General features: G+C 72.2%; 21 protein-coding genes. 9 read left to right on the top strand and 12 right to left on the bottom strand.

The annotated features are described in order from the left end of the window. The 3 genes from RIU97_RS22610 to RIU97_RS22620 all read right to left on the bottom strand — a co-directional run bounded on the left by RIU97_RS22610 (position 1) and on the right by RIU97_RS22620 (position 1703). Positions 1-549 carry a Uma2 family endonuclease gene (locus RIU97_RS22610; protein ID WP_404959408.1) on the bottom strand — a complete coding sequence of 183 codons (549 nt, stop codon included), beginning with the start codon at positions 547-549 and terminating at the stop codon, positions 1-3. A gap of 121 nt (positions 550-670) precedes the next feature. Next, positions 671-925: a DUF397 domain-containing protein gene (locus RIU97_RS22615; protein WP_404959409.1), complete on the bottom strand. Its 255-nt coding sequence runs from the start codon at positions 923-925 to the stop codon at positions 671-673. Further along, entirely contained in the window at positions 909-1703 is a 795-nt protein-coding gene (locus RIU97_RS22620; RefSeq protein ID WP_404962903.1) for a Scr1 family TA system antitoxin-like transcriptional regulator, read from the bottom strand. Before RIU97_RS22620 ends, RIU97_RS22615 begins: the two co-directional genes overlap by 17 nt. Before the next feature lie 156 nt (positions 1704-1859). On the opposite strand from RIU97_RS22620, the gene RIU97_RS22625 reads away from it, so the two are divergent. Both RIU97_RS22625 and RIU97_RS22630 read left to right on the top strand, forming a co-directional pair. Beyond that, positions 1860-2081 carry a hypothetical protein gene (locus tag RIU97_RS22625; protein ID WP_383569812.1) on the top strand — a complete coding sequence of 74 codons (222 nt, stop codon included), beginning with the start codon at positions 1860-1862 and terminating at the stop codon, positions 2079-2081. Continuing rightward, on the top strand, positions 2078-2734 hold the full coding sequence (locus tag RIU97_RS22630; protein WP_404959410.1) for a hypothetical protein: 657 nt from the start codon (positions 2078-2080) through the stop codon (positions 2732-2734). The genes RIU97_RS22625 and RIU97_RS22630 overlap by 4 nt, the downstream gene beginning before the upstream one ends. A 29-nt stretch (positions 2735-2763) precedes the next feature. On the opposite strand, the gene RIU97_RS22635 is transcribed toward RIU97_RS22630, so the two are convergent. After that, positions 2764-2967, bottom strand: coding sequence for a hypothetical protein (locus RIU97_RS22635; protein WP_404959411.1), 204 nt, complete (start codon positions 2965-2967; stop codon positions 2764-2766). Between the two features lie 118 nt (positions 2968-3085). Between RIU97_RS22635 and RIU97_RS22640 the strand changes: the two genes are divergently transcribed. Next, positions 3086-4519: a hypothetical protein gene (locus tag RIU97_RS22640; RefSeq protein WP_404959412.1), complete on the top strand. Its 1434-nt coding sequence runs from the start codon at positions 3086-3088 to the stop codon at positions 4517-4519. A 5-nt stretch (positions 4520-4524) separates the two neighbouring features. Here RIU97_RS22640 and RIU97_RS22645 read toward each other — a convergent pair whose 3' ends face one another. Continuing rightward, positions 4525-5472, bottom strand: a complete 948-nt coding sequence (locus RIU97_RS22645; RefSeq protein WP_404959413.1) for a GNAT family N-acetyltransferase — start codon at positions 5470-5472, stop codon at positions 4525-4527. 136 nt (positions 5473-5608) lie between these two features. Here RIU97_RS22645 and RIU97_RS22650 point away from each other — a divergent pair, with 136 nt between their 5' ends. Continuing rightward, on the top strand, positions 5609-5830 hold the full coding sequence (locus RIU97_RS22650) for a hypothetical protein (RefSeq protein WP_404959414.1): 222 nt from the start codon (positions 5609-5611) through the stop codon (positions 5828-5830). A gap of 118 nt (positions 5831-5948) precedes the next feature. Here the strand turns inward: RIU97_RS22650 and RIU97_RS22655 are convergent, their stop codons facing one another. The 4 genes from RIU97_RS22655 to RIU97_RS22670 form a co-directional block, all read right to left on the bottom strand. Then, on the bottom strand, positions 5949-7184 hold the full coding sequence (locus RIU97_RS22655; RefSeq protein WP_404959415.1) for an MFS transporter: 1236 nt from the start codon (positions 7182-7184) through the stop codon (positions 5949-5951). Between the two features lie 72 nt (positions 7185-7256). Continuing rightward, positions 7257-8741 carry a PTS transporter subunit EIIC gene (locus RIU97_RS22660; protein WP_404959416.1) on the bottom strand — a complete coding sequence of 495 codons (1485 nt, stop codon included), beginning with the start codon at positions 8739-8741 and terminating at the stop codon, positions 7257-7259. Positions 8742-8783: 42 nt separating this feature from the next. Further along, positions 8784-9707, bottom strand: coding sequence for an N-acetylmuramic acid 6-phosphate etherase (gene murQ, locus RIU97_RS22665; RefSeq protein ID WP_404959417.1), 924 nt, complete (start codon positions 9705-9707; stop codon positions 8784-8786). 130 nt (positions 9708-9837) lie between these two features. Beyond that, positions 9838-10779, bottom strand: coding sequence for a MurR/RpiR family transcriptional regulator (locus tag RIU97_RS22670; protein ID WP_404959418.1), 942 nt, complete (start codon positions 10777-10779; stop codon positions 9838-9840). A 100-nt stretch (positions 10780-10879) separates the two neighbouring features. On the opposite strand from RIU97_RS22670, the gene RIU97_RS22675 reads away from it, so the two are divergent. From RIU97_RS22675 to RIU97_RS22690, 4 genes are all read left to right on the top strand, one after another. Then, positions 10880-11254, top strand: a complete 375-nt coding sequence (locus tag RIU97_RS22675; RefSeq protein ID WP_361759131.1) for a hypothetical protein — start codon at positions 10880-10882, stop codon at positions 11252-11254. A 7-nt stretch (positions 11255-11261) separates the two neighbouring features. Next, positions 11262-11534, top strand: a complete 273-nt coding sequence (locus RIU97_RS22680) for a DUF4031 domain-containing protein (RefSeq protein ID WP_362859540.1) — start codon at positions 11262-11264, stop codon at positions 11532-11534. A gap of 55 nt (positions 11535-11589) precedes the next feature. Next, a complete protein-coding gene (locus RIU97_RS22685; protein ID WP_404959419.1) occupies positions 11590-12114 on the top strand; it encodes an SMI1/KNR4 family protein in 525 nt (174 codons plus the stop codon). A 151-nt stretch (positions 12115-12265) separates the two neighbouring features. Continuing rightward, positions 12266-13216, top strand: coding sequence for an IS481 family transposase (locus RIU97_RS22690; RefSeq protein ID WP_404959420.1), 951 nt, complete (start codon positions 12266-12268; stop codon positions 13214-13216). 6 nt (positions 13217-13222) lie between these two features. Here the strand turns inward: RIU97_RS22690 and RIU97_RS22695 are convergent, their stop codons facing one another. After that, the gene (locus RIU97_RS22695) at positions 13223-14434 is read right to left on the bottom strand and encodes a Cmx/CmrA family chloramphenicol efflux MFS transporter (protein ID WP_404962904.1); all 1212 of its coding nucleotides are present in this window, start codon (positions 14432-14434) and stop codon (positions 13223-13225) included. Between the two features lie 54 nt (positions 14435-14488). Further along, positions 14489-15202: a hypothetical protein gene (locus RIU97_RS22700; protein WP_404959421.1), complete on the bottom strand. Its 714-nt coding sequence runs from the start codon at positions 15200-15202 to the stop codon at positions 14489-14491. 109 nt (positions 15203-15311) lie between these two features. On the opposite strand from RIU97_RS22700, the gene RIU97_RS22705 reads away from it, so the two are divergent. Further along, on the top strand, positions 15312-15998 hold the full coding sequence (locus RIU97_RS22705; protein ID WP_404959422.1) for a copper homeostasis protein CutC: 687 nt from the start codon (positions 15312-15314) through the stop codon (positions 15996-15998). Between the two features lie 186 nt (positions 15999-16184). Here the strand turns inward: RIU97_RS22705 and RIU97_RS22710 are convergent, their stop codons facing one another. Then, positions 16185-18239 carry a HelD family protein gene (locus RIU97_RS22710; protein WP_404959423.1) on the bottom strand — a complete coding sequence of 685 codons (2055 nt, stop codon included), beginning with the start codon at positions 18237-18239 and terminating at the stop codon, positions 16185-16187. Positions 18240-18407: the final 168 nt, after the last annotated feature.

An 18407-nucleotide genomic window follows, 5' to 3' on the forward strand; every position in this document is an offset into this window, starting at 1 on the left:
TCAGGCCGCGAAGTCCTTCAGGGGCTCGGTGTCCAGGGTGATGCCCCCCGGGTCGGGGATCTCGACGGTCGTGCCGTACGCGAAGGCGAGGTCGAGGCGGTATCTGCCGTACTCGGGCTGGCTGTAGACGGTCAGAGCGTGCCGGTCCCGGTCGATGAGGAGGAAGACCGGGAAGCCGGCTGCGGCGTATCCGTCCCGCTTCTCGCGACGGATGCGGAGGTTGGTGTCGGAGTCGTGGGAGGTCATCTCCAGCACCATCAGGACCCCTGCGGGATCGGCCCACTCGCCCGCACCGGCGAACGTCCCGACGGGCGCCAGAGCGCCATCCACCCGGGCCCGGCCCGCCCGACATCGCTCGACCTCCAGTCCCCGCTGCGGGTAGAGCGCCAGCTCGGGGCGCTGCTGCATGCACTGTCGCAGCACCCACATGAAGATGGCTCCGTGGTCACCGTCGGGCACTGGCTTGACCTCCAGCTTTCCCGTAATGAATTCGAGCGTCACGGTTTCGGGCGCGCCGCGCTCAAGTGCTTCGAAGTCATCGAGGGGCATCTCGATGTGCGACTCCGTTCAGCTACGGTGCGGTGCGGCATACGCTAGAGGCATATGTCGCACCGTATCTGCCCGGTCGTGGACGGTTAGCGCGATGGTGTGAACGGCGGGGTTCGACGGGTCAGAGGCTGGTGACGAACGCCGCCCAGGCCGGGCCGTTGAAGGTGAGGTGCGGGCCGTCCGGGACCTTGGAGTCCCGGACGGGAACGACGCCGGGGTGGCCGTCGGCGACTTCGAGGCAACTGCCGCCGCTGCCGTCGCTGTAGGTGGACTTGCGCCAGGTGGCCATCTCCAGGCAGTCGCCGCCGTCGCCGCCGCTGTAGGAAGACTTGTGCCACGTTGCCGTCGAGAGGTCGTACTCAGGCGTGCTGGTCATGTTCGTAATCCTCCGCGACCGATTCGATCAAGGCCAGAGATTTGCGTGGCGACAGCGCGTTGGCCGTGAGCAGATCGTAGGTCAGGGTGTGCTGGGCAACCGTGGACGGGTCGTCGAACAGCTGGCCTGTGCCCATGCCTTGAACGTAGGCGAGTGGAGGTGCGTCGTCGAACGACATCAGCTTGAGGGACCCCAGCATTCCCGCGTGGAAGCCGGCGCTGAACGGGAGCACCTGCACGATGACGCGGTGCTGTCGGATCAGGCTTGCGATGTGGCGCAGGTTCTCCGCCAGCACTGCCGGGTTCTCCCCGCACCGACGCAGTACCGCCTCGTCAAGGACGCACCACAACATCGGGGTTGTTGGGTCGTTCAGCAGCGCGGCCTGCGCCAGTCGGTTCGTGACGAGCTCGTCGATGGTCTCTTCCGTGGCCGTCGGCTGGTACGCGCGAAAGACCTCGCGCGCGTACGCCGCCGTCTGGAGCAGCCCCGGGATCAGCTGGGGCGCGTACTCGCGGATGGCCGTCGCCAGAGCCTCCGCTTCGGCCGCCGCCGCGAAGTGGTCCGGGTACTTGGACTTGGCCGCCGCCCCGCAGTTGCGGACGAAGAAGCCGTTCGTGTCGAGGATGTCGTCTATCTGGCGCGCGAATTCGATGTGCATGCGGCGCGTGCCGGCTTCGAGCTGGCCGATGAACGATCCGCTGACGAAGAGCGGTTCACCCAACTCGGCCTGGCTGAGTCCGGCTCGTTCGCGCGCCACGCGCAGCTCGGCGCCGAGCAGGGCGCGGGGTGAGGAGGAGGGATCGAGGTTCTACCTGCCATGGCAACTCCCGGGCCAACAGGTGGGGTTGTTCTCGGTGCTTCCTTGAAAGGCTAGCCAGCGCGTCGCCACTCTGTGTGCAGAACCCGACCACTCAGAGTAGAAAGGTGACATGTCATGGTGCTCACGCCCACGGAACGGGTCCAGGCGGCCGAGGAGGCCGTACGGGAGTTGAAGGAGGCCCTCGGCGGGGTGGGCGTGGTCTTCCCCTCCCTGGACGTGGAACGGGTCTCGGCCGCCGGCAGCTACGGGCTGCCCCTCGTCGACCTGGGCCGCTGCAACCTGGACACCGCCCTCCGGCTGGCCGCCGTACTGCACGAGCGGGCGGCGGGCGCGTGAGCGAGGCGGTCGACGCCGCCCAGTTCGCCTTCGAACTCGGCTGGAGGCTGCGCGGCTTGGAGGCCGTGGTTGTCCGTGGCGGGTGGAAGCGTGGGGGCATGGGACTTTCCGTGCGCGTGCAGGACGACGAGGGCAGCGGGCAGTGGACCGCGGTCGGCGATGACGGGGACCGGCGGGAGAGGCGGTCGGCCGATACGGCGGAGGAGGCGACGGCGCTGGTGCACGAGGCCTTCGGGCTGACGGCGCGGCGGCCGCCGCCTCCGCCGCCGGGCCGACAGCGGTTCACGCTGATCCACTGCCCGCTCGGGGAGCATCCGGGGTTCGACGATCCGCGCTACGAGGGGCTCAAGGCGAGGCCGCCGGAGGGGTGCGTGGCCGAGGACGTCGGCGGGTACTTCGGGCTCCGCTGCGAGCGGCCGGGCGCGCGGCTGCTGGATGCCGTTGCCGAGACCTGCCGGGAGATCCGGGCGGAGCACGGGCTGCTCATGTCCGACCTCGGCATCGAGAAGCTGTGGGAATGGTCGCGGGACGGTGTGGACGGCTGGGGCGCGGAGATCGTGGGCCAGTTGCTGCTGATGGCCGCCGAGCGCGGCCCGAAGCTCGGCTACAGCACCGATGACCTGGTGCGGTTCCTGCGTACCGCCGCGGGCTGAGCCGTTCGGGAAGCGCGTACGGCCGGCGTTCAGGTCTTGGTGATGAGCTCGCCGTCGTACTCGCCGCCTACGCAGATCCACTGGCCGGCGGTGGAGTCGTACTCCACCGTGCCGCTTCCGTCCACGCACGTCGGTCCGGCGACAGCCGGTACGGCGGCCTGCGCAATGGGGGCCGTGGCGCCGAGAACGGCCAGTACGAGGGCGGCGGCGAAGCCGAGAAGTCGTGTTCGCATGAGAACTCCCGTGGGGACGAGGGACGCCAACACCTCAACACCAGCTTCCCCCTGCGCCGCGCCGCCCGCACCCTGACGTGCGGGCACACGTGGAGTGCGCTCTCCAGAAGCGCCTCCCGTGGACAAGCGGCAGTCTGGTGTCATGGCGAACACGCGCATCGTGACCGTGGGAGCGCCGGACGACCTCGGCTTGCGGAAGGTTCTGATCGACGGCAGGTCGGTGGGCAGGGTCTGGTCCGAAGAGGAACTCGAGAAACTCCTGAGCCGTGAAGGCGTGGAGGACGGACACCCCATCCGTTTTCTCGGCGAGGACGGCACTTACTGGCCGGACCAAGCGTGGATGCGACGAGCCAACGGAGGCATCGTGGTTTTCGGCCTCCTCGTGACCGCATGTCTGCTCTTCCGGGTCGGAATAGCGGACAGCGGTGATGCCCTGACCTACGGCGGACGCATCGCTGGATTCACCATTCTCGTCGTGGCCTTGGTGGAGGTGATCGCCGCCGCGGCCGCTGTCGACTTCTGGGAGATGCGGCGATGGAATTACTCGGGGGTGGTCGTTCTGGTCGGAGTCGTCATCACCCTCCTCTGTAGCATTTCTGTCGTTCTGCTGCAGATAGGTGAGCGTTTCACTGGCTACACCGTGATTGCGATAGGCCTCCTCGTCTGGTCTTCGATGGCCCTGCTCGAACTGGCCAAATGTCGGGCGTGGAAGGGTCTCAGCATTCCCAGGAAGATTGCGATCGGGGCGATCGTTTCCACCCTTCTCGCCGTCGCCAACCTGGCGTACGCGCAGATCTATGTTCCCTATGTGACGACCCCGCTGATACTGAGCGGGGCCGAGTTCAGGGAGTCGAACCAGGTGAAGAACGGGGCGTCGATGTATGTGACGGCCCATCTGTACGTGAAGAACGCCGGACAGGTTCCCGTCTACGTCCTCGGCAGCATCTACTGGATCCATGGCGGACCTGCGAGCGGCCCCTCCGAGGTGAAGCCCGCCGACTACGAATTGATCCACGACGGTGAGTTCGTGACTCCGGTGGGCCACGTGTTGAATCCGGGGGAAGAGGTCGCGCAGGACGTGGTCGTTGAGATCGAGAATCCTGAGAAGCGCGGTTACGAGGCGATCAGAGCCCAGACCGAGGTGTACGTGATCAGGAAAGACAGAATGACAATGGCCACCGATTTCAAGCACACCAACCTGGAGAGGGAGGGGTGGCGTTTCGGAGTGATGTGCGAGCAGGGGGATCCGCGCGGTGCGAAATCAAGATATCGGACCACCATTTCGAACAGCACCGAAATGTTGAACGTGACCCGAGGTCAGCAGCGCATCACCGTGTGGAGGGTCGACAGTGGTGACTGGCCGCGTGTCGATGTGCATGTGTCACCCCCGGGTGAACGGATATCCTTCGTTCCCACCATGCCCTTGCAGAACCGAGAAGCCAGTGAGCGGTACGGCCTCTCGCAGGTGCGCGGCGCCACGGCGCAGACGCCGTACCGGGAGCTCCTGGAGAAGGCACGTTCCACCGAGAAGGGCGCGAGCCCGCCCAAGTGACCCGGTTACACCGGGGAGTCGGTGCGCAGGCGGGCGTGAAGGTGCTCGTCGTGCCAGCCGTCCCTGTGCAGGAGGGCGCCGCGCATGGTGCCTTCCAAGGGGTAGCCGGCCTTCGTGGCGACGGCGCACGAGGCCGGGTTGGCCACGGAGTGGGTGATGCGGATGCGGTGCAGGCCGAGGTCGTCGAAGGCCCAGCGGGTGACGGTCTCCGTGGCCGGCACCATGAGGCCGCTGCCGCGGCCGGCGGGCAGCAGCCAGTAGAGGATCTCGCCGCTGCCGCCCGCCAGATCGAGGTCGGCCAGCCCGATCAGGCCGACGGCCGGGCCGCCGGCGGCGGGGGCGACGGCCCAGATCGCGGACTTCTCGGCCTCCCAGTTGCGGCGGTAGCGCGTGATGCGCTTCTCGGCCCGGCCCTCGGTGAACCGGCCCGTGCGGTTCCAGTGCTGGATGTCGGGGTCGAGGCCGGAAGCGATCAGGGCGGGGGCGTCGGACGGCTCCCAGGGGCGCAGCAGCCACCCGCCGGGGAGGTCGAGCACGGGCTGGGGCAGGGCCCGCATCCGGCCGGCCGGTACGACCGGGGGGATCTCCTCGGCGGCGCGGAGGCGGGACAGGAGCGCCTTGGCCGCGGGACTCTTGCGGTCGAAGCCGTAACCGCGGCTCAGGTGCTCGGGGACCGCGGGGCCGGTGAGCAGGGCGAGGTTGCAGGAGAAGCAGGGGATGACGTCGTAGAGGTGGTTCAGCTCCGCGTCGTGGGCGCGCAGGCCCCAGGTGGGGACGAAGCACCGGGCCCGGTTGCCGGGGGGCAGGGCTTCGAGCAGGGCGAGGGTCTCGGTGGCCTCGGCGCCGGTCCACAGGGTGACGGTGGTGCCGCCGGATATGGGACCCCAGGGGTGGAACTGACGGGGGTCCAGGCGGATGACTTCGAGGGCGGCCGCCCCGGCGGGGATCTCCATGGAGGGCAGCCTATGCCGGTCCCTCCTCGCGGAACCGCAGCCTGAGGTACGGGGCTTGGGGCGAGGCGGAGCCGGAGGTCTGACGGTGCAGGGCCGCGCCCTGGCCGCAGCCGATCCCACTCTGCCTGAACCCCCGGTGGGAGATCCCGACCAGTCGGTGTGCCGGGCGGCCGCCGCCACCCCGCGCCTGACACCGGAAGCCCTGGAGACCCTCCTCGCCGACCCCCGCACCGCAGAGGGCGCAGCGGCCAACCCGTCCCTCCCGGCCCCCCGCATGCACGCACTCCTCGACCGCTGCCTCAACGGAGCCGCCACCCCACCGACGGCGGCCGGACGCCGAGAGACGACACCCACGTAACGATCACAGGCAGGGCAACGGCTGTCGGCCATTGCATGGAGTCTTCCCACGGACAACCGCCCTGTTGTCCACGACTCCCTCTGACCGGTGCCGGGCAGGGGAGTCGGCCGGCCCCGGGTCACGGCTGGCGCGGGCGGCCGAGCGGTTTCAGGGCGAGGCCCGTGAGTCCTGCGGCGCAGGCGCCCGCCGCGCACACCGCCGTGGCGAGCGTGGCTCCCCGGGCGTCGGCCAGTGCGCCGAGGGCGTTGTTGCCCACCACCAGCGCCAGGCTCTGAACGAGCGTCAGCAGCGCCTGCAGCCTGGCCAGGTGCGTGCCCGGGGCGCCGGTCAGCACCAGCGGACCGATGTGGCAGGCGAACATCCCGGAACCCGCACCGGTGACGATTCCCCCGGCCACGGCAACGGCCACGGAGGCCTGCCCGGCCAGCGCCACCGCGGTGATGCCCGGCGCCGCGACACACAGCCCCAGCGCCGCACCCCTGCCGATCCGGCGCACGGTGCCCCGCCGCGAGACCACCAGTGCCACGGCGACCACCCCCAGGCTCTGGCCGCCGGCGATCAGACCGGCCGCCCCGGCACTCCAGCCGTGCTCCCGTGACAGGAGCGGGTTCAGCAGGGACACCACCGGCAGGAGGAAGCACGCGGCAGCGGCCGTCAGCAGCAGCGCGGACCGCAGGACCGGATCCGCCACGGCGACCCGCACCCCGTCCGCCGCCCCTGCCAGGAGACCCTCCCTGCGAGGGGACCGTTCGACGGCGAAGGCCGGCCGGACGCGGACGAGCACGACGAGGACGACCGCGAAGGTGCCCGCATCGGCGAGCGCCGCGCCGGTCAGGCCGGCGGCCGCGACGAGTACGGCGCCCAGGGGAGCCCCGAGCAGCGAGGCGATCTGTCCGGCCGCCTGCTGCACGGCCAACGCCCGGGGGAGCTGCGCCTCGCCCACCAGAGTGCGGGGCATGGACCCGGCGGCCGGCAGGTAGAACGCGTCGACCGTGCCGACCACCGCCGCAACCGTGACGAGGAGCCAGGGAGAGGCGTCCAGGCGCGAGCTCGCGAGGGCCAGCGCGAGCGTGGCCGTGAGCATCGCGGCGTCCCCGACGACCATCACCCTGCGGGCGCCGAACCGGTCGCCGACGGCGCCGCCCAGCAACAGCAGCAAGGTACGGGGAAGGGTGATGGCGGTCAGGACCAGAGCGCCGGTCCCGCCACCGTGGGCACTCGCCGCCCAGCCGAGGGCGAAGTACAGGACGGCGTCACCGAGCAGCGAGGCGCGGGTGCTGGCGAGCCAGACGAGGTACGTGCGGGGAAGGGCCGGGCGCGCCGAGCCGTGCCGGGCGGTGTCGGGGGATGCCATGGCCGCTGACGCTAGGGGCCTCGACCAACTGGAGGGCAAGCTGCCTCGGCGCGGTCACGGCAAGGGCGGGCGTCAGGTCAGGGCCGGTTCCTTGGAGGGCTCGGCGGCCGCGGTGGCCGGGGTCGGGTCGGTGTTGAGGTCGGTCAGCATCTGGCGGGTGAAGCCGAAGAAGTAGGTGGCGGCGAAGCCGACCAGGTAGCCGACGGCCAGGCCGCCCGCGTAGATGGCGATGGTGATGCCGGGGTTCGACTTGCCGTCGAGCAGGGGGAACAGGGCCCAGCCCGACGGGCCGATGGCGGTGGAGCCGAAGGCGACGCCGAGCTGGTTGAAGAGGCCGACGAAGGCGCCGCCGGCCGCGCCGCCGACGCAGGCGGTGACGAAGGGGCGGCCGAGGGGGAGGGAGACCCCGTAGATGAGCGGCTCGCCCACGCCGAGGAAGCCGGCCGGGAGGGCGGACTTGATGGTGGTGCGGAGCGGACCGTTGCGCGGGAGCCGGTAGTAGACGGCGATGGCCGCGCCGACCTGGCCCGCGCCCGCCATGGCGAGGATGGGCAGCAGCACGGTGTAGCCGGACTGCTCGATGAGCGTGGTGTGGATGGGGATCAGAGCCTGGTGCAGGCCCAGCATCACGAGCGGCAGGAAGAGCCCGCCGAGGACCAGGCCCGCGAAGGCGCCGCCGGTCGCGAGCAGCCAGTCGGCGAAGGTGCCGATGGCCGCGGAGGCCTCACCGGCGAGGAACATCAGGCCGTAGAGGGTGACCAGGCCCGAGATCAGGACCGTGAGGGTCGGGGTGACGAGGACGTCCAGGGCCTCGGGGACCCACCTGCGGCACCACTTCTCCACGTACACGGCGAGCAGGGCGGCGGCGAGCGCGCCGAGGACGCCGCCCTGGCCGGGGGAGAGCTGCTGGCCGAAGGCGTCGATCTTGACGACGCCCGGGAAGACGATGATCGCGGCGACCGCGCCGCCCAGGATCGGGGTACCGCCGAACTCCTTGGCGGTGTTGTGGCCGACGAACACGGCGATCAGCGACATGAAGCCGGACGCGATGGCGGCGAGCGCCGGGACGACGGCGGGCAGCCAGCCCAGGTTCATCAGCAGGCCGTTCAGGCCCGCGATGATGCCGCAGCCGATCAGCGCCGGGATCAGCGGTACGAAGATGTTCGCGACGCGGCGCAGCAGAAGCTTGAACGGGGTGGCGTTGCGGGCCTTCTGGGCCTCCTTCAGCGCCGCGCCCTGCGCCTGCAGGTCCTCCGCGGTGACGGCGTGCGGGGAGGGGGCGGCGGGCGCCGCCGAGCGGCCCTCCTCGACCAGCGCCTCGAACTCCGGGGTGACGCGGGCGACGGCGCCCGGGCCCAGCACGATCTGGTAGGTGTCGTCCTCGACCACGCCCAGGACGGCGGGGAGGGCCCGCAGGGCCTCGTCCTGGACCAGTGAACGGTCGCGCAGTGTGATGCGCAGCCGGGTCATGCAGTGCGCGACGGAGGTGACGTTGTCCGGGCCGCCGACCAGAGGAAGGATCGCGGCGGCTGTGGCGCGGTTCTTGTCAGTGGACATGTGGGGTCGCCTTGCGTTGGGGGATGCGGGCGGGGGCAGGGGTCAGCGGGTTTCGGTGAGGGCCGTGCGGAGGTGGCCGTGGGAGGCGGCGAGGAGTTCGGCGGCCTTCGGGCCGTCGACGCCGCCGAGGATCACGAGGACGGCGTTCTTGACCTCGCCGCCGGTGGCGGTGAGCGCGGCCTCGATCTCCTCGTCGGGCGCGCCGGTGGCCAGCGCCACGATGCGGCGGGCGCGGGCGCGCAGCTTCTCGTTGGAGGAGCGCATGTCGACCATCAGGTTCCCGAAGGTCTTGCCCAGGCGGATCATGGTGATCGTCGAGATGAGGTTGAGCACCAGCTTCTGGGCCGTACCCGCCTTCAGGCGGGTGGAGCCGGTGAGGAGTTCGGGTCCGACGACGACCTCGATGCCGTGCTCGGCGGTCGCGGCGAGGGCGGAGCCGGCGTTGCAGGAGAGCCCGACGGTGAGCGCGCCGCGCGTACGGGCGAAGGCGACGGCGCCGATCGCGTACGGGGTGCGGCCGGAGGCGGAGATGCCGATGACCGTGTCGTCCGGGCCGATCTCCAGCGCGGTGAGGTCCGCGGCGGCCAGCTCCGGCGAGTCCTCGGCGCCCTCGACGGCCTTGACCATGGCGGAGGGGCCGCCCGCGATGAGGCCGACGACGTCGGCGGGGTCGGTGTTGAAGGTGGGCGGGCACTCGCTGGCGTCCAGGACGCCCATCCGGCCGGCCGTGCCGGCGCCCGCGTAGACGAGGCGGCCGCCCCGGGCCATCCGCTCGGCGATCGCGTCGATCGCGGCGGCGATGTGCGGGAGCTGCGCGGCGACGGCGGCCGGGACGGTGGCGTCCTCGGCGTTCATGGTGCGGGCGATGTCGAGGGTGGGCAGCCGGTCGATCTCGGCGAAGTCCTGGCGGAAGGCCTCGGTGGTGAGGGTTTCCAGCTGGGCGCGGAGGTCGGCGTACGGGGTCATGGGTGGGGCTCCCTGGGGGTCGGTGCCGGTGTGCGGGCTGGGCTTCGGGATCGGGGCTCCGCCCCAGACCCCGCGCCTCCAACACCGGCGGGGCTGAAAGACCGGGGCTCAGCCCCGGGGACCCCGCGCTTCAAACGCCGGCGGGGCTTGATGTGGCCGTATGGCGGTGGGCGAGGGCTTCGTAGGAGGCGGCCAGGGCGGGGGCGGCGGTTTCGTAGGTGCGCTGGGCCACGCCGACGAAGAGGCAGTCGACGACGAGCAGCTGGCTGGTCCGGCTGGACATGGCGGCCGGGCGCAGCTGGGTCTCGCGGGCGGCGGAGGTGGCCAGTACGAGGTCGGCGTAGCGGGCGACGGGGGCGTTCGGGCGGCCGGTGAGGGCGAGGGTGGTGGCGCCGCGCTCGAAGGCGACGCGGAGCGGCTCGATCACGTCGCCCGTGGAACCGGAGTGGGTGATCGCGACGGCGACGTCGCCGGGGCCCAGCTGGACGGCGCCCGTGACGGCCAGGTGGGGGTCGCCGTGGGCATGGGCGACGAGCCCGATGCGCAGCAGCTTCTGGGCGAGGTCCTGGCCGACGAGGGCGGAGGCGCCGACGCCGTAGACGTCGATGCGGCGGGCGGTGGCGAGGGCGGTGACGGCGGCGGCCAGCTGGGCCAGGTCGAGTCCGGCGGCGGTGTCGGCGAGGGTCTGCGCCTCCTCGTGGGCCAGCTTGGCGACGACGTCGGCGAGCGGGTCGTCGACGGCTATGTCGACGGTGACGGCGGGGGCGGCGCCGGACTCCTGCTGCGCGGCGAGGGCGGCGAGCGCGAGGCGCAGGTCGCGGTAGCCGGGGTAGCCGAGGAGACGGGCGGCGCGGACGACGGTGGCCTCGCTGGTGCCGGTGTGCGCGGCGAGGCCGGAGACGGTGAGCCGCGCGCACCCGGCGGGATCGGAGGCGACGGCCTCGGCGACGGCCTGCACGGAGCGCGTCATGGACGGGGCGAGGCTCCGGACCCGGGCCCGCAGGGCGGAGGGCGCCGGGGCGGGCGCGGTCTGAGGACGACGGCTGAAAGTTTCTTTCGTGTTCTCGCTCACACCTGAAACCTATTTTCGGGGGTGGTGGGCGTCAATACGCCATACGGCCCCCGGAAAGAGGCCCTTCGTCACCGGGCCTCCTCGGGGCCACAATGGGCCCATGGACCACGCGACCCCCTTGGAACAGGCGCTGCACGTCGCCCGTGCACTTGTTCTCGCCGATCTCGCCGCCGGCGAGGTCGCCGATGCCGATGTCGTCTCCCTCGTCGAGGACTCGGTCACGCACCGCCGCTGGTGGGTGGAGCAGTGGCCGGAGGGGGTCGACTATCTCGCCGGACTCGTCGCCCAGGACGTGCAGGACGCGCTGCTGGAGAAGTACGGCCGCTGGCCGCTGTGCCCGGTCTGCACCCACGGCGATCCGCACGCGCTCGACGTGGAGCCGGAACTCGGACCCGACCCGCACTGGGTGTGCTCGGAGGCGGGCGTGAAAGTGGCCGCGGTCGGCGGCCTGGGCCCGGTCTTCGGTCTCCGGTGAGCCGCCCGTGACCGTCTACATCGACCCGCCGACCTGGCCCGGCCACGGCCGCATGTGGTCCCACCTCGTCAGCGACGTCTCGTACGAGGAGCTGCACGCCTTCGCGGCGGGGATCGGCTGCCCGCCGCGCGCCTTCGAGCGGGACCACTACGACGTGCCCTCGTACCGGTACGCCGACGCGGTCGGCGCGGGCGCGGTGGAGATCGGCAGCAAGGAACTCGTCCGCCGCCTCACCGAGGCCGGCCTGCGCCGCCCGAAGGGCCGGCCCGCGCAGCCGTAGCCGTAGCGGCCGCCGTTTTCGGAAGGCTGTCGGTGGGGGCCGTTAGCCTGCGGGAATGTTCAGCACGACCGGCGACGACGATCGCCGCTTCCCGCCCGCCCTGACCGAGGTGTCCCGGATCGAGTTCGACTACGGCGACGAGGGCGTCGACTTCGCCCCGTACGAGGCCTTCCGGTCCGCCGAGGACACCACCGACTGGCTGCGCCACTGGACGGCGAACCACGAGCTCGACGCCGCCGGCCTGCGGATCTTCGGCCAGGACGGCTCCGGCGGCCTCGCCGCGATCTGGTACGCGCGCCGGAGGCGGCCGCTCGCCGAGCAGCCCGTCGTGTTCATGGACTCCGAGGGCGAGGTCGGCGTGGTCGCCGGGAACCTGTCCGACCTGCTCTGGGTGCTGGCCGACGGGGGGCCGCGCGAGGCCGCCCTGCACGGGGAGCGCGAGGCGCGCCCCGACGAGGCCCTGGCGGCGATCGCCGAGCGGCACGCGACCACCCCGCGCCGGCCCGCCCGGGAGATCATCACCGAGGCGCAGGCGGAGTTCGACACCTTCGAGGACGACATCTTCGAGCTCTGCCGCTGAGCCCCTGCCACTGCCCCCGCCCCCGGGCGGGACCGCGCCTAGGTGTGTTGTCCCGGGACGTTGGTGACACGCGTACTGGGTTCTTGAAATGAGTGAGGGCCTCCGGGTTCGGTGTGGATTGCGACATCTCCACCGATCCGAGGAGGCCCTCGTGGTCCACCGTAATGCCCCGCTGACCGAGACCGGACGACTTCGGCTGGCCCGCTGTGTCGTGGACGACGGCTGGCCCGTGCGCCGGGCAGCAGAACGCTTCCAGGTCAGCCACACCACCGCGGCCCGCTGGGCCACCCGCTACCGCACGCTGGGCGTCGCCGGAATGAGTGACCGGACCAGCCGCCCCCACCACCAGCCGCGACGGACCCCCGCAGTCGAGGAACATGTGCTGCGGCTCAGGCGCGAATACCGGATCGGACCCCTGCGACTGGCCGCCCGCGCGGGAATCGCGCCCTCGACCGCCCACCGCATCCTCACCCGCCACGGTCAGCCGGCCCTGGCCACCCTGGACCGGGCCACCGGCGAACCCATCCGCCGCTACGAACGCTCCCGGCCGGGCGAACTGATCCACGTCGACGTCAAAAAGCTCGGCAGGATCCCCGACGGCGGCGGCCACAAGACCCTCGGCCGGGCCGAAGGCCGGCGCAACAAGACCGGCACCGGCTGGGCCTACCTTCACACCGCCCTCGACGACCACACCCGCCTCGCCTACACCGAAGACCTGCCCGACGAGACCGCCCCCACCTGCGCAGCCTTCCTGACCCGCGCCGTCGCCTGGTTCGCAGAACGAGGCGTCACCGTCGAACGCGTCCTGACCGACAACGCCTGGGCCTACAGCAAGAACACCTGGCGCGACACCTGCCGTGATCTGGGCATCAGCCCGCGATGGACCAGGCCCTGGCGGCCGCAGACCAACGGCAAGGTCGAACGCTTCCACCGCACCCTGCTCGAGGAATGGGCCTACCAGCAGCCCTACACCTCAGACGCCGAACGACAGACCGCGTTCACCGACTGGATCGACTGGTACAACTACCACCGACCCCACACCGGCATCCAAGGCCAAACACCCGCCAGCCGCGTCACCAACCTGTCCGGACAACACACCTAGGTCGTCCTAGACCTTCTCGGGCGCGCCCGAGAGCAGCGGTGCCGAGGAGGCCACGACGCGGGTCGGGGCGGTCCGGCGGCGGTCCAGGCGGAGGGCGGCCACGGCGAGGCCGATCGCGGTGACGGTCATCGCCGCGCCCGCCCAGGCGGTGGCGGCGAAGCCCAGGCCCGCGTCGATGACGGTGCCGCCGAGCCAGGGGCCGCCGGTGTTGCCGAGGTTGAAGGCGGCCGTGGTGGTGGCGCCGGCCAGGGTCGGGGCGGCGCCGGCCACGTTGAACATGCGGGCGTTGAGCGCCGGGGCGGTGAAGAAGGCCGAGAAGCCGATCAGGAAGGCGAGGGCGACCGCCGCGACCTGGACCGGGGCCAGCAGGGCGAGCACGACGAGGAAGACGGTCGAGGCGGTGATGCCCCAGATCATCACGCCGAACAGGTGCGCGTCGGCGATCCGCCCGCCGACGGTCGTGCCGGCCAGCGCGCCGATGCCGAAGAGGGCGAGGATCCACGGGACCCACCGGGAGTCCAGCCCGGCCACGTCCGTGAGCAGCGGTGACAGGTAGCTGAACGCGCAGAAGACGCCGCCCGCGGCCAGCGCCGTGACGGCGATGGACAGCCACACCTGGCGGTCGCGGTAGATGCGCAGCTCGCGCCCGAGCGAGGGCTTCTCGGCGGGCAGCGGGATCTTCGGGATCAGCGCCAGGATGCCGGCGAGGGCGATCGCGGAGGCCGCGCCGACCGACCAGAACGCCGAGCGCCAGCCCAGGTGCTCGCCGAGGAAGGCCCCGGCGGGGACGCCGAGGACGTTGGCGATGGACAGCCCGCCGATCATGACGGCCATCGCGCGGGCCCGCTGGTCCCGCTCGACCATGGCGATGGCGACGGCCGCGCCGACGGCCCAGAAGCCGGCGCAGGCGAACGCGGAGACCACGCGGGAGGCGAAGAGGAGCTCGTACGAGGGGGCCAGCGCGCCCGCGACCTGCCCGAGGCCGAAGAGGCTGATGAGGGCGATCAGGGTGGTGCGGCGCGGCAGCCGCAGGGTGGCCACGGCCAGCAGCGGAGCCCCGACGACCATGCCGATCGCGAAGGCGGATATGAGCAGGCCCGCCTGCGGGATGGTGACGTCCATGTCCTCCGCGATGGGCGGCAACAGGCCGGAGAGCATGAATTCGCTGGTGCCGAGCGCGAAGACGGACAGTCCGAGGATGTAGACGGCGACGGGCATGCGGGGGCGTGCGGCATCTGCGGGCATGACTGACACCAACCATCGCGAACGCGATCAAATTCCCCCGGAGGCGTCGGAGGCGTCGGGGGCGGCGAGGGCGGCGAGCTCGGCGGCGAGGTTGGCGCGGGCCGGGGCCTCCCAGTGCGTGGCGCCGTAGGGCGTGCGGAAGAGCCGGGGCAGGTCGAGCAGCTGGCGCAGCACCGCGGCGCGGCCGGTGCGGAAGGCCTCGTCCGGGACGAACCCGTACTCGGCGCGCACGGCGGCCGCGTAGGCGGCGTAGGCCTCCGGGGCGCCGGCCAGGACGGCCAGGTCGGCGTCGCAGAGCACCTCGCCGTCGGTGTCGCCGGGGGCGGGGTCGTGGGTGACGGTGAGCCGGACCAGCCGGGCCACCTCGGCGGTGCGGGCGGTCTCTATGCCGAGCTCGGGGAGGGCGCGCTCGGCCAGGGCGGCGCTTCGCTCCTCGTTCTCGGAGCGGTCGGGACGGTAGACGGCGTCGTGGAACCAGGCGGCGAGCTGCACGGCGGCCAGGTCGGCGGCGTGCGGCGCCAGTACGTCGATCCGCGCGAGTACGTCGGCCAGGTGCGCGGTGGTGTGGTACCGGCGCTGCGGCTCCGCCCAGGCGGCGAGCAGGCGGTCGGCGTAGGGGGCGGGATCGCGGTCGGCGGCGGCGCCGGCGGCGGTGACGGTCACCCGCCAACGGGCCTGGAGGGCCGTCGTGTCGGGGCCGGTGCCACCGGGGGTGTCGCGGTGCTGGGTGCCTGTGTCCATGGGCACATTGTGGGGGTGGCGTGATGGTGCTGGTGAAGCGCGGGGGGAGGCCCGTACCCTGGATATTGGACTAGACCTATTTTTCATACCGGACGAAGGACGGCAACGAATGAGCAACCGTGCGCTCCTGGAGGTGATCGCCCTCGACGCGGAGGATGCGATCGCGGCCCAGGCCGGTGGGGCGGACCGACTCGAACTGGTCACCGACATGGCCGCCGACGGGCTCACCCCGCCGCGTGAGACCTTCGCGGCGATCAGGACGGCGGTCGACATCCCGCTGCGCGTGATGCTCCGCAAGACGGACGGCTTCGCGGCGGGCGACGTCTCCGTACTGGTCCGCACGGCGCGGGAGCTGCGGGCGGAGGGCGCGCAGGAGTTCGTCCTCGGCTTCCTGAACCCGGACGGCACCCCCGACCTGGCCGCCGTCGAGGCGGTCGTCGCGGAGCTGGAGGGCTGCCGCTGGACCTTCCACCGGGCGATCGACCGCGCGGCCGACCGGGACCAGCTGCGCAAGGCGCTGGCCGACCTGCCCGGCCTGGACACGTACCTGACGGCCGGCTCGGCGGCCGGGGTCGACGAGGGGCTGCCGGTGCTGGCCGCCGAGGCGGCGCGGCGGGGGGAGCCGGGGTACGGGGCGCGGATGCTGGTCGGCGGGGGGCTGACCCTCTCGCACCTGCCGGTGCTGCGCTCGGCCGGCATCGACGCGTTCCACATCGGCGGCGCGGCCCGTCCCTCCGGGTGGGGCCGCCCGGTCTCCGCCGAGGCCGTCGCCCAGTGGCGCTCGGCCCTGACCTGACGAACCGGGGCTCCGCCCCGAACCCCCTACGGCGCTCCGCGCCCGCGCCTCAAACGCCGGCGGGGCCGAAAGACCTGGGGCTCCGCCCCAGACCCCGCGCCTCAAACGCCGGCGGGGCTGGATGTGCCGGTGTTTGAGGCGCGTGGGTCCCCCGGACGGAGTCTGGGGAGGGCCCGGGGCCGTGGGTCAGGACAGGGCGGCCGGGAGGGGGGCCGCGTGGAGGGCCGTGAGGCCGGAGACGGCTCGGGTGAGGCAGACGTACAGGCGGCGCAGGCCCGTGCGTTCGTCAGGTTCGCCGTCGACGATGGCCGCGGGCTCGTCCAGGACCACGTAGTCGTACTCCAGACCCTTCGCCAGGGAGGCGGGGACCAGGGTCAGCCGCGACTCGGCCGTGGTCTCCTCGCCCGGCGCCAGGTACGGCAGGCCCGCCGCCAGCAGGGCCTCCGCCAGCGCGGGGATCCGCGCGTCCGCCGCGATCAGGCCGATCGACCCCTCGTGGGCGAGCGACGCGCGGCAGGCCGCCACCACGTCCGCCGTCAGGTCCGAGCTCTGCGAGATCAGCAGCGACCCCGGGGTCTCGCGGACCGAGGAGACCGGGGCCAGCCCCGGGGAGATCGACGGCAAGAGGCGGGAGGCGTACGCGATCACCTCGCGCGGGACGCGGAAGCCCGCCGTCAGCTCCTCCAGCACGGCCTGCGGCTTGCCCATGTGGGTCAGGGCCTCGTCCCAGCTGCGCGTGGCCCACGGGGTGGTGCCCTGCGCGAGGTCGCCGAGGACCGTCGCCGAGCCCGTCGTGCAGCGCCGGCCCACCGCCCGGTACTGCATCGGCGACAGGTCCTGGGCCTCGTCGACCACGACGTGGCCCAGCGAATGCGTCCGCTCCACCAGGTCGGCGGCCTCGTCGATCAGCACCAGGTCCGCCGCAGACCACTTCGCCGCCTTCACGCTCCGGAACGGCTTCGGCCACAGGAGCAGCTTCTGCTCGTCGGCGGTGAGCACGTCCGCCGCGTGCAGCGCGAGGAAGTCGGGGTCGGACAGGAGGCGCAGGACCAGCTTCGCCGGCTCGACGGGCGGCCAGACCGCCTTGACCGCGGCCTTCACCGCCGCGTTGCGGGCCACCGCGTCCTGCACGCGGTCGTCCGGTGCCTCGCCCGCCTGCTCCATCCGTACGAGCACCGCGTGCGCGATCCGCTGCGGCAGCGCGTCCCGGGCCGCGCCGTAGCGGATGTCGCGCTTCTGCAGCTCCTCGACCATCTCGGCGATCTCGTACGCGGGCACCCGCCAGCGGCGCGAACCGCGCACCACCATCAGGGGCTCGGCCGGCGCGCTGACGTGAGAGACGAGTGCGCGGCGCAGCACCTCCGCCATCCGGGCGTCGCCCTTGACCACGGCGGTTTCGGCGGCGTCCGTGCCGCGTACCTCCAGACCCTCGCGGGCGACCAGGTCGTCGACGGTGGCCTGCTTGACCTCCAGCTCGCCCAGCGCCGGCAGGACCTGCTCGATGTAGTGCAGGAAGGAACGGTTCGGCCCGATGACGAGCGTGCCCGTGCGGGCGAGGCGGTCGCGGTGCGCGTAGAGGAGGTACGCGACACGGTGCAGGCCGACGGCGGTCTTTCCGGTACCGGGGCCGCCCTGCACGCAGACGGAACCGGAGAGGCCGGAGCGGACGATCTCGTCCTGCTCGGGCTGGATCGTCGCGACGATGTCCCGCATGGGGCCGACGCGCGGGCGCTCGATCTCCTGCTGGAGCAGCTTGCTGACGGCGGCGGCCTCGGCGGGGTCGGACAGGTGCTCGTCCTCGTACGCCGTCAGCTCGCCGCCGGTGTAGCCGAAGCGCCTGCGCAGCGCGATGTCCTGCGGGTCGGTCTTGGAGGCCCGGTAGAACGGCTGGGAGACGGGCGCGCGCCAGTCGATGACCATCGGATCGCCGTCGGCGTCGTGGACGTGGCGGCGGCCGATGTAGAACTGCTCGCCCTCCGCGCCCTCGGCGAGCTCGGCGCCGGGCGCGTGGAGGTAGTTGAGGCGGCCGAAGAAGAGGGGGGTGTGGGAGAGGTCGGCGAGGGCCTTGATGCGGTCGTCGATCTGGGCTTGGAGGACGATCGCGTTGACCCAGTTCGCGGTGACGTCGCGGATGTCGAGGGCCTCGACGTCCTCGCGCATGGCGCGCAGGGCGGAGCGCGAGGCGGAGAGGTGGGCACGTTCGCGGGCGAGCGGGTCGGACTCGGGGGCGTGCGCGGGCACGGGAAGGCCTCCAGCTGCTGGTACGGAACAGAAGCCCGCCGGTTCCGGCCGGGGGGCGGCTCTCCCCGATGAGGCGGTGGGAGGCTGGCAAGAGCGGAGATTCTAACCGCGGCGGCGCGGCGGTGCGAACGGGTTTGAGTCCTCCCGTACGGGACCGCCGTACGGGTG

The sequence above is a fragment of the Streptomyces sp. 147326 genome (assembly GCF_045000215.1).
GTDB lineage: Bacteria > Actinomycetota > Actinomycetes > Streptomycetales > Streptomycetaceae > Streptomyces.

Excerpts from the sequence above, each read along its gene's own strand:
- RIU97_RS22610 (WP_404959408.1), bottom strand. The coding sequence starts at position 549 with ATGCCCCTCGATGACTTCGAAGCACTTGAGCGCGGCGCGCCCGAAACC.
- RIU97_RS22615 (WP_404959409.1), bottom strand. The coding sequence starts at position 925 with ATGACCAGCACGCCTGAGTACGACCTCTCGACGGCAACGTGGCACAAG.
- RIU97_RS22625 (WP_383569812.1), top strand. The coding sequence starts at position 1,860 with ATGGTGCTCACGCCCACGGAACGGGTCCAGGCGGCCGAGGAGGCCGTA.
- RIU97_RS22635 (WP_404959411.1), bottom strand. The coding sequence starts at position 2,967 with ATGCGAACACGACTTCTCGGCTTCGCCGCCGCCCTCGTACTGGCCGTT.
- RIU97_RS22645 (WP_404959413.1), bottom strand. The coding sequence starts at position 5,472 with ATGGAGATCCCCGCCGGGGCGGCCGCCCTCGAAGTCATCCGCCTGGAC.
- RIU97_RS22655 (WP_404959415.1), bottom strand. The coding sequence starts at position 7,184 with ATGGCATCCCCCGACACCGCCCGGCACGGCTCGGCGCGCCCGGCCCTT.
- RIU97_RS22660 (WP_404959416.1), bottom strand. The coding sequence starts at position 8,741 with ATGTCCACTGACAAGAACCGCGCCACAGCCGCCGCGATCCTTCCTCTG.
- murQ (WP_404959417.1), bottom strand. The coding sequence starts at position 9,707 with ATGACCCCGTACGCCGACCTCCGCGCCCAGCTGGAAACCCTCACCACC.
- RIU97_RS22675 (WP_361759131.1), top strand. The coding sequence starts at position 10,880 with ATGGACCACGCGACCCCCTTGGAACAGGCGCTGCACGTCGCCCGTGCA.
- RIU97_RS22685 (WP_404959419.1), top strand. The coding sequence starts at position 11,590 with ATGTTCAGCACGACCGGCGACGACGATCGCCGCTTCCCGCCCGCCCTG.
- RIU97_RS22695 (WP_404962904.1), bottom strand. The coding sequence starts at position 14,434 with ATGCCCGTCGCCGTCTACATCCTCGGACTGTCCGTCTTCGCGCTCGGC.
- RIU97_RS22700 (WP_404959421.1), bottom strand. The coding sequence starts at position 15,202 with ATGGACACAGGCACCCAGCACCGCGACACCCCCGGTGGCACCGGCCCC.
- RIU97_RS22705 (WP_404959422.1), top strand. The coding sequence starts at position 15,312 with ATGAGCAACCGTGCGCTCCTGGAGGTGATCGCCCTCGACGCGGAGGAT.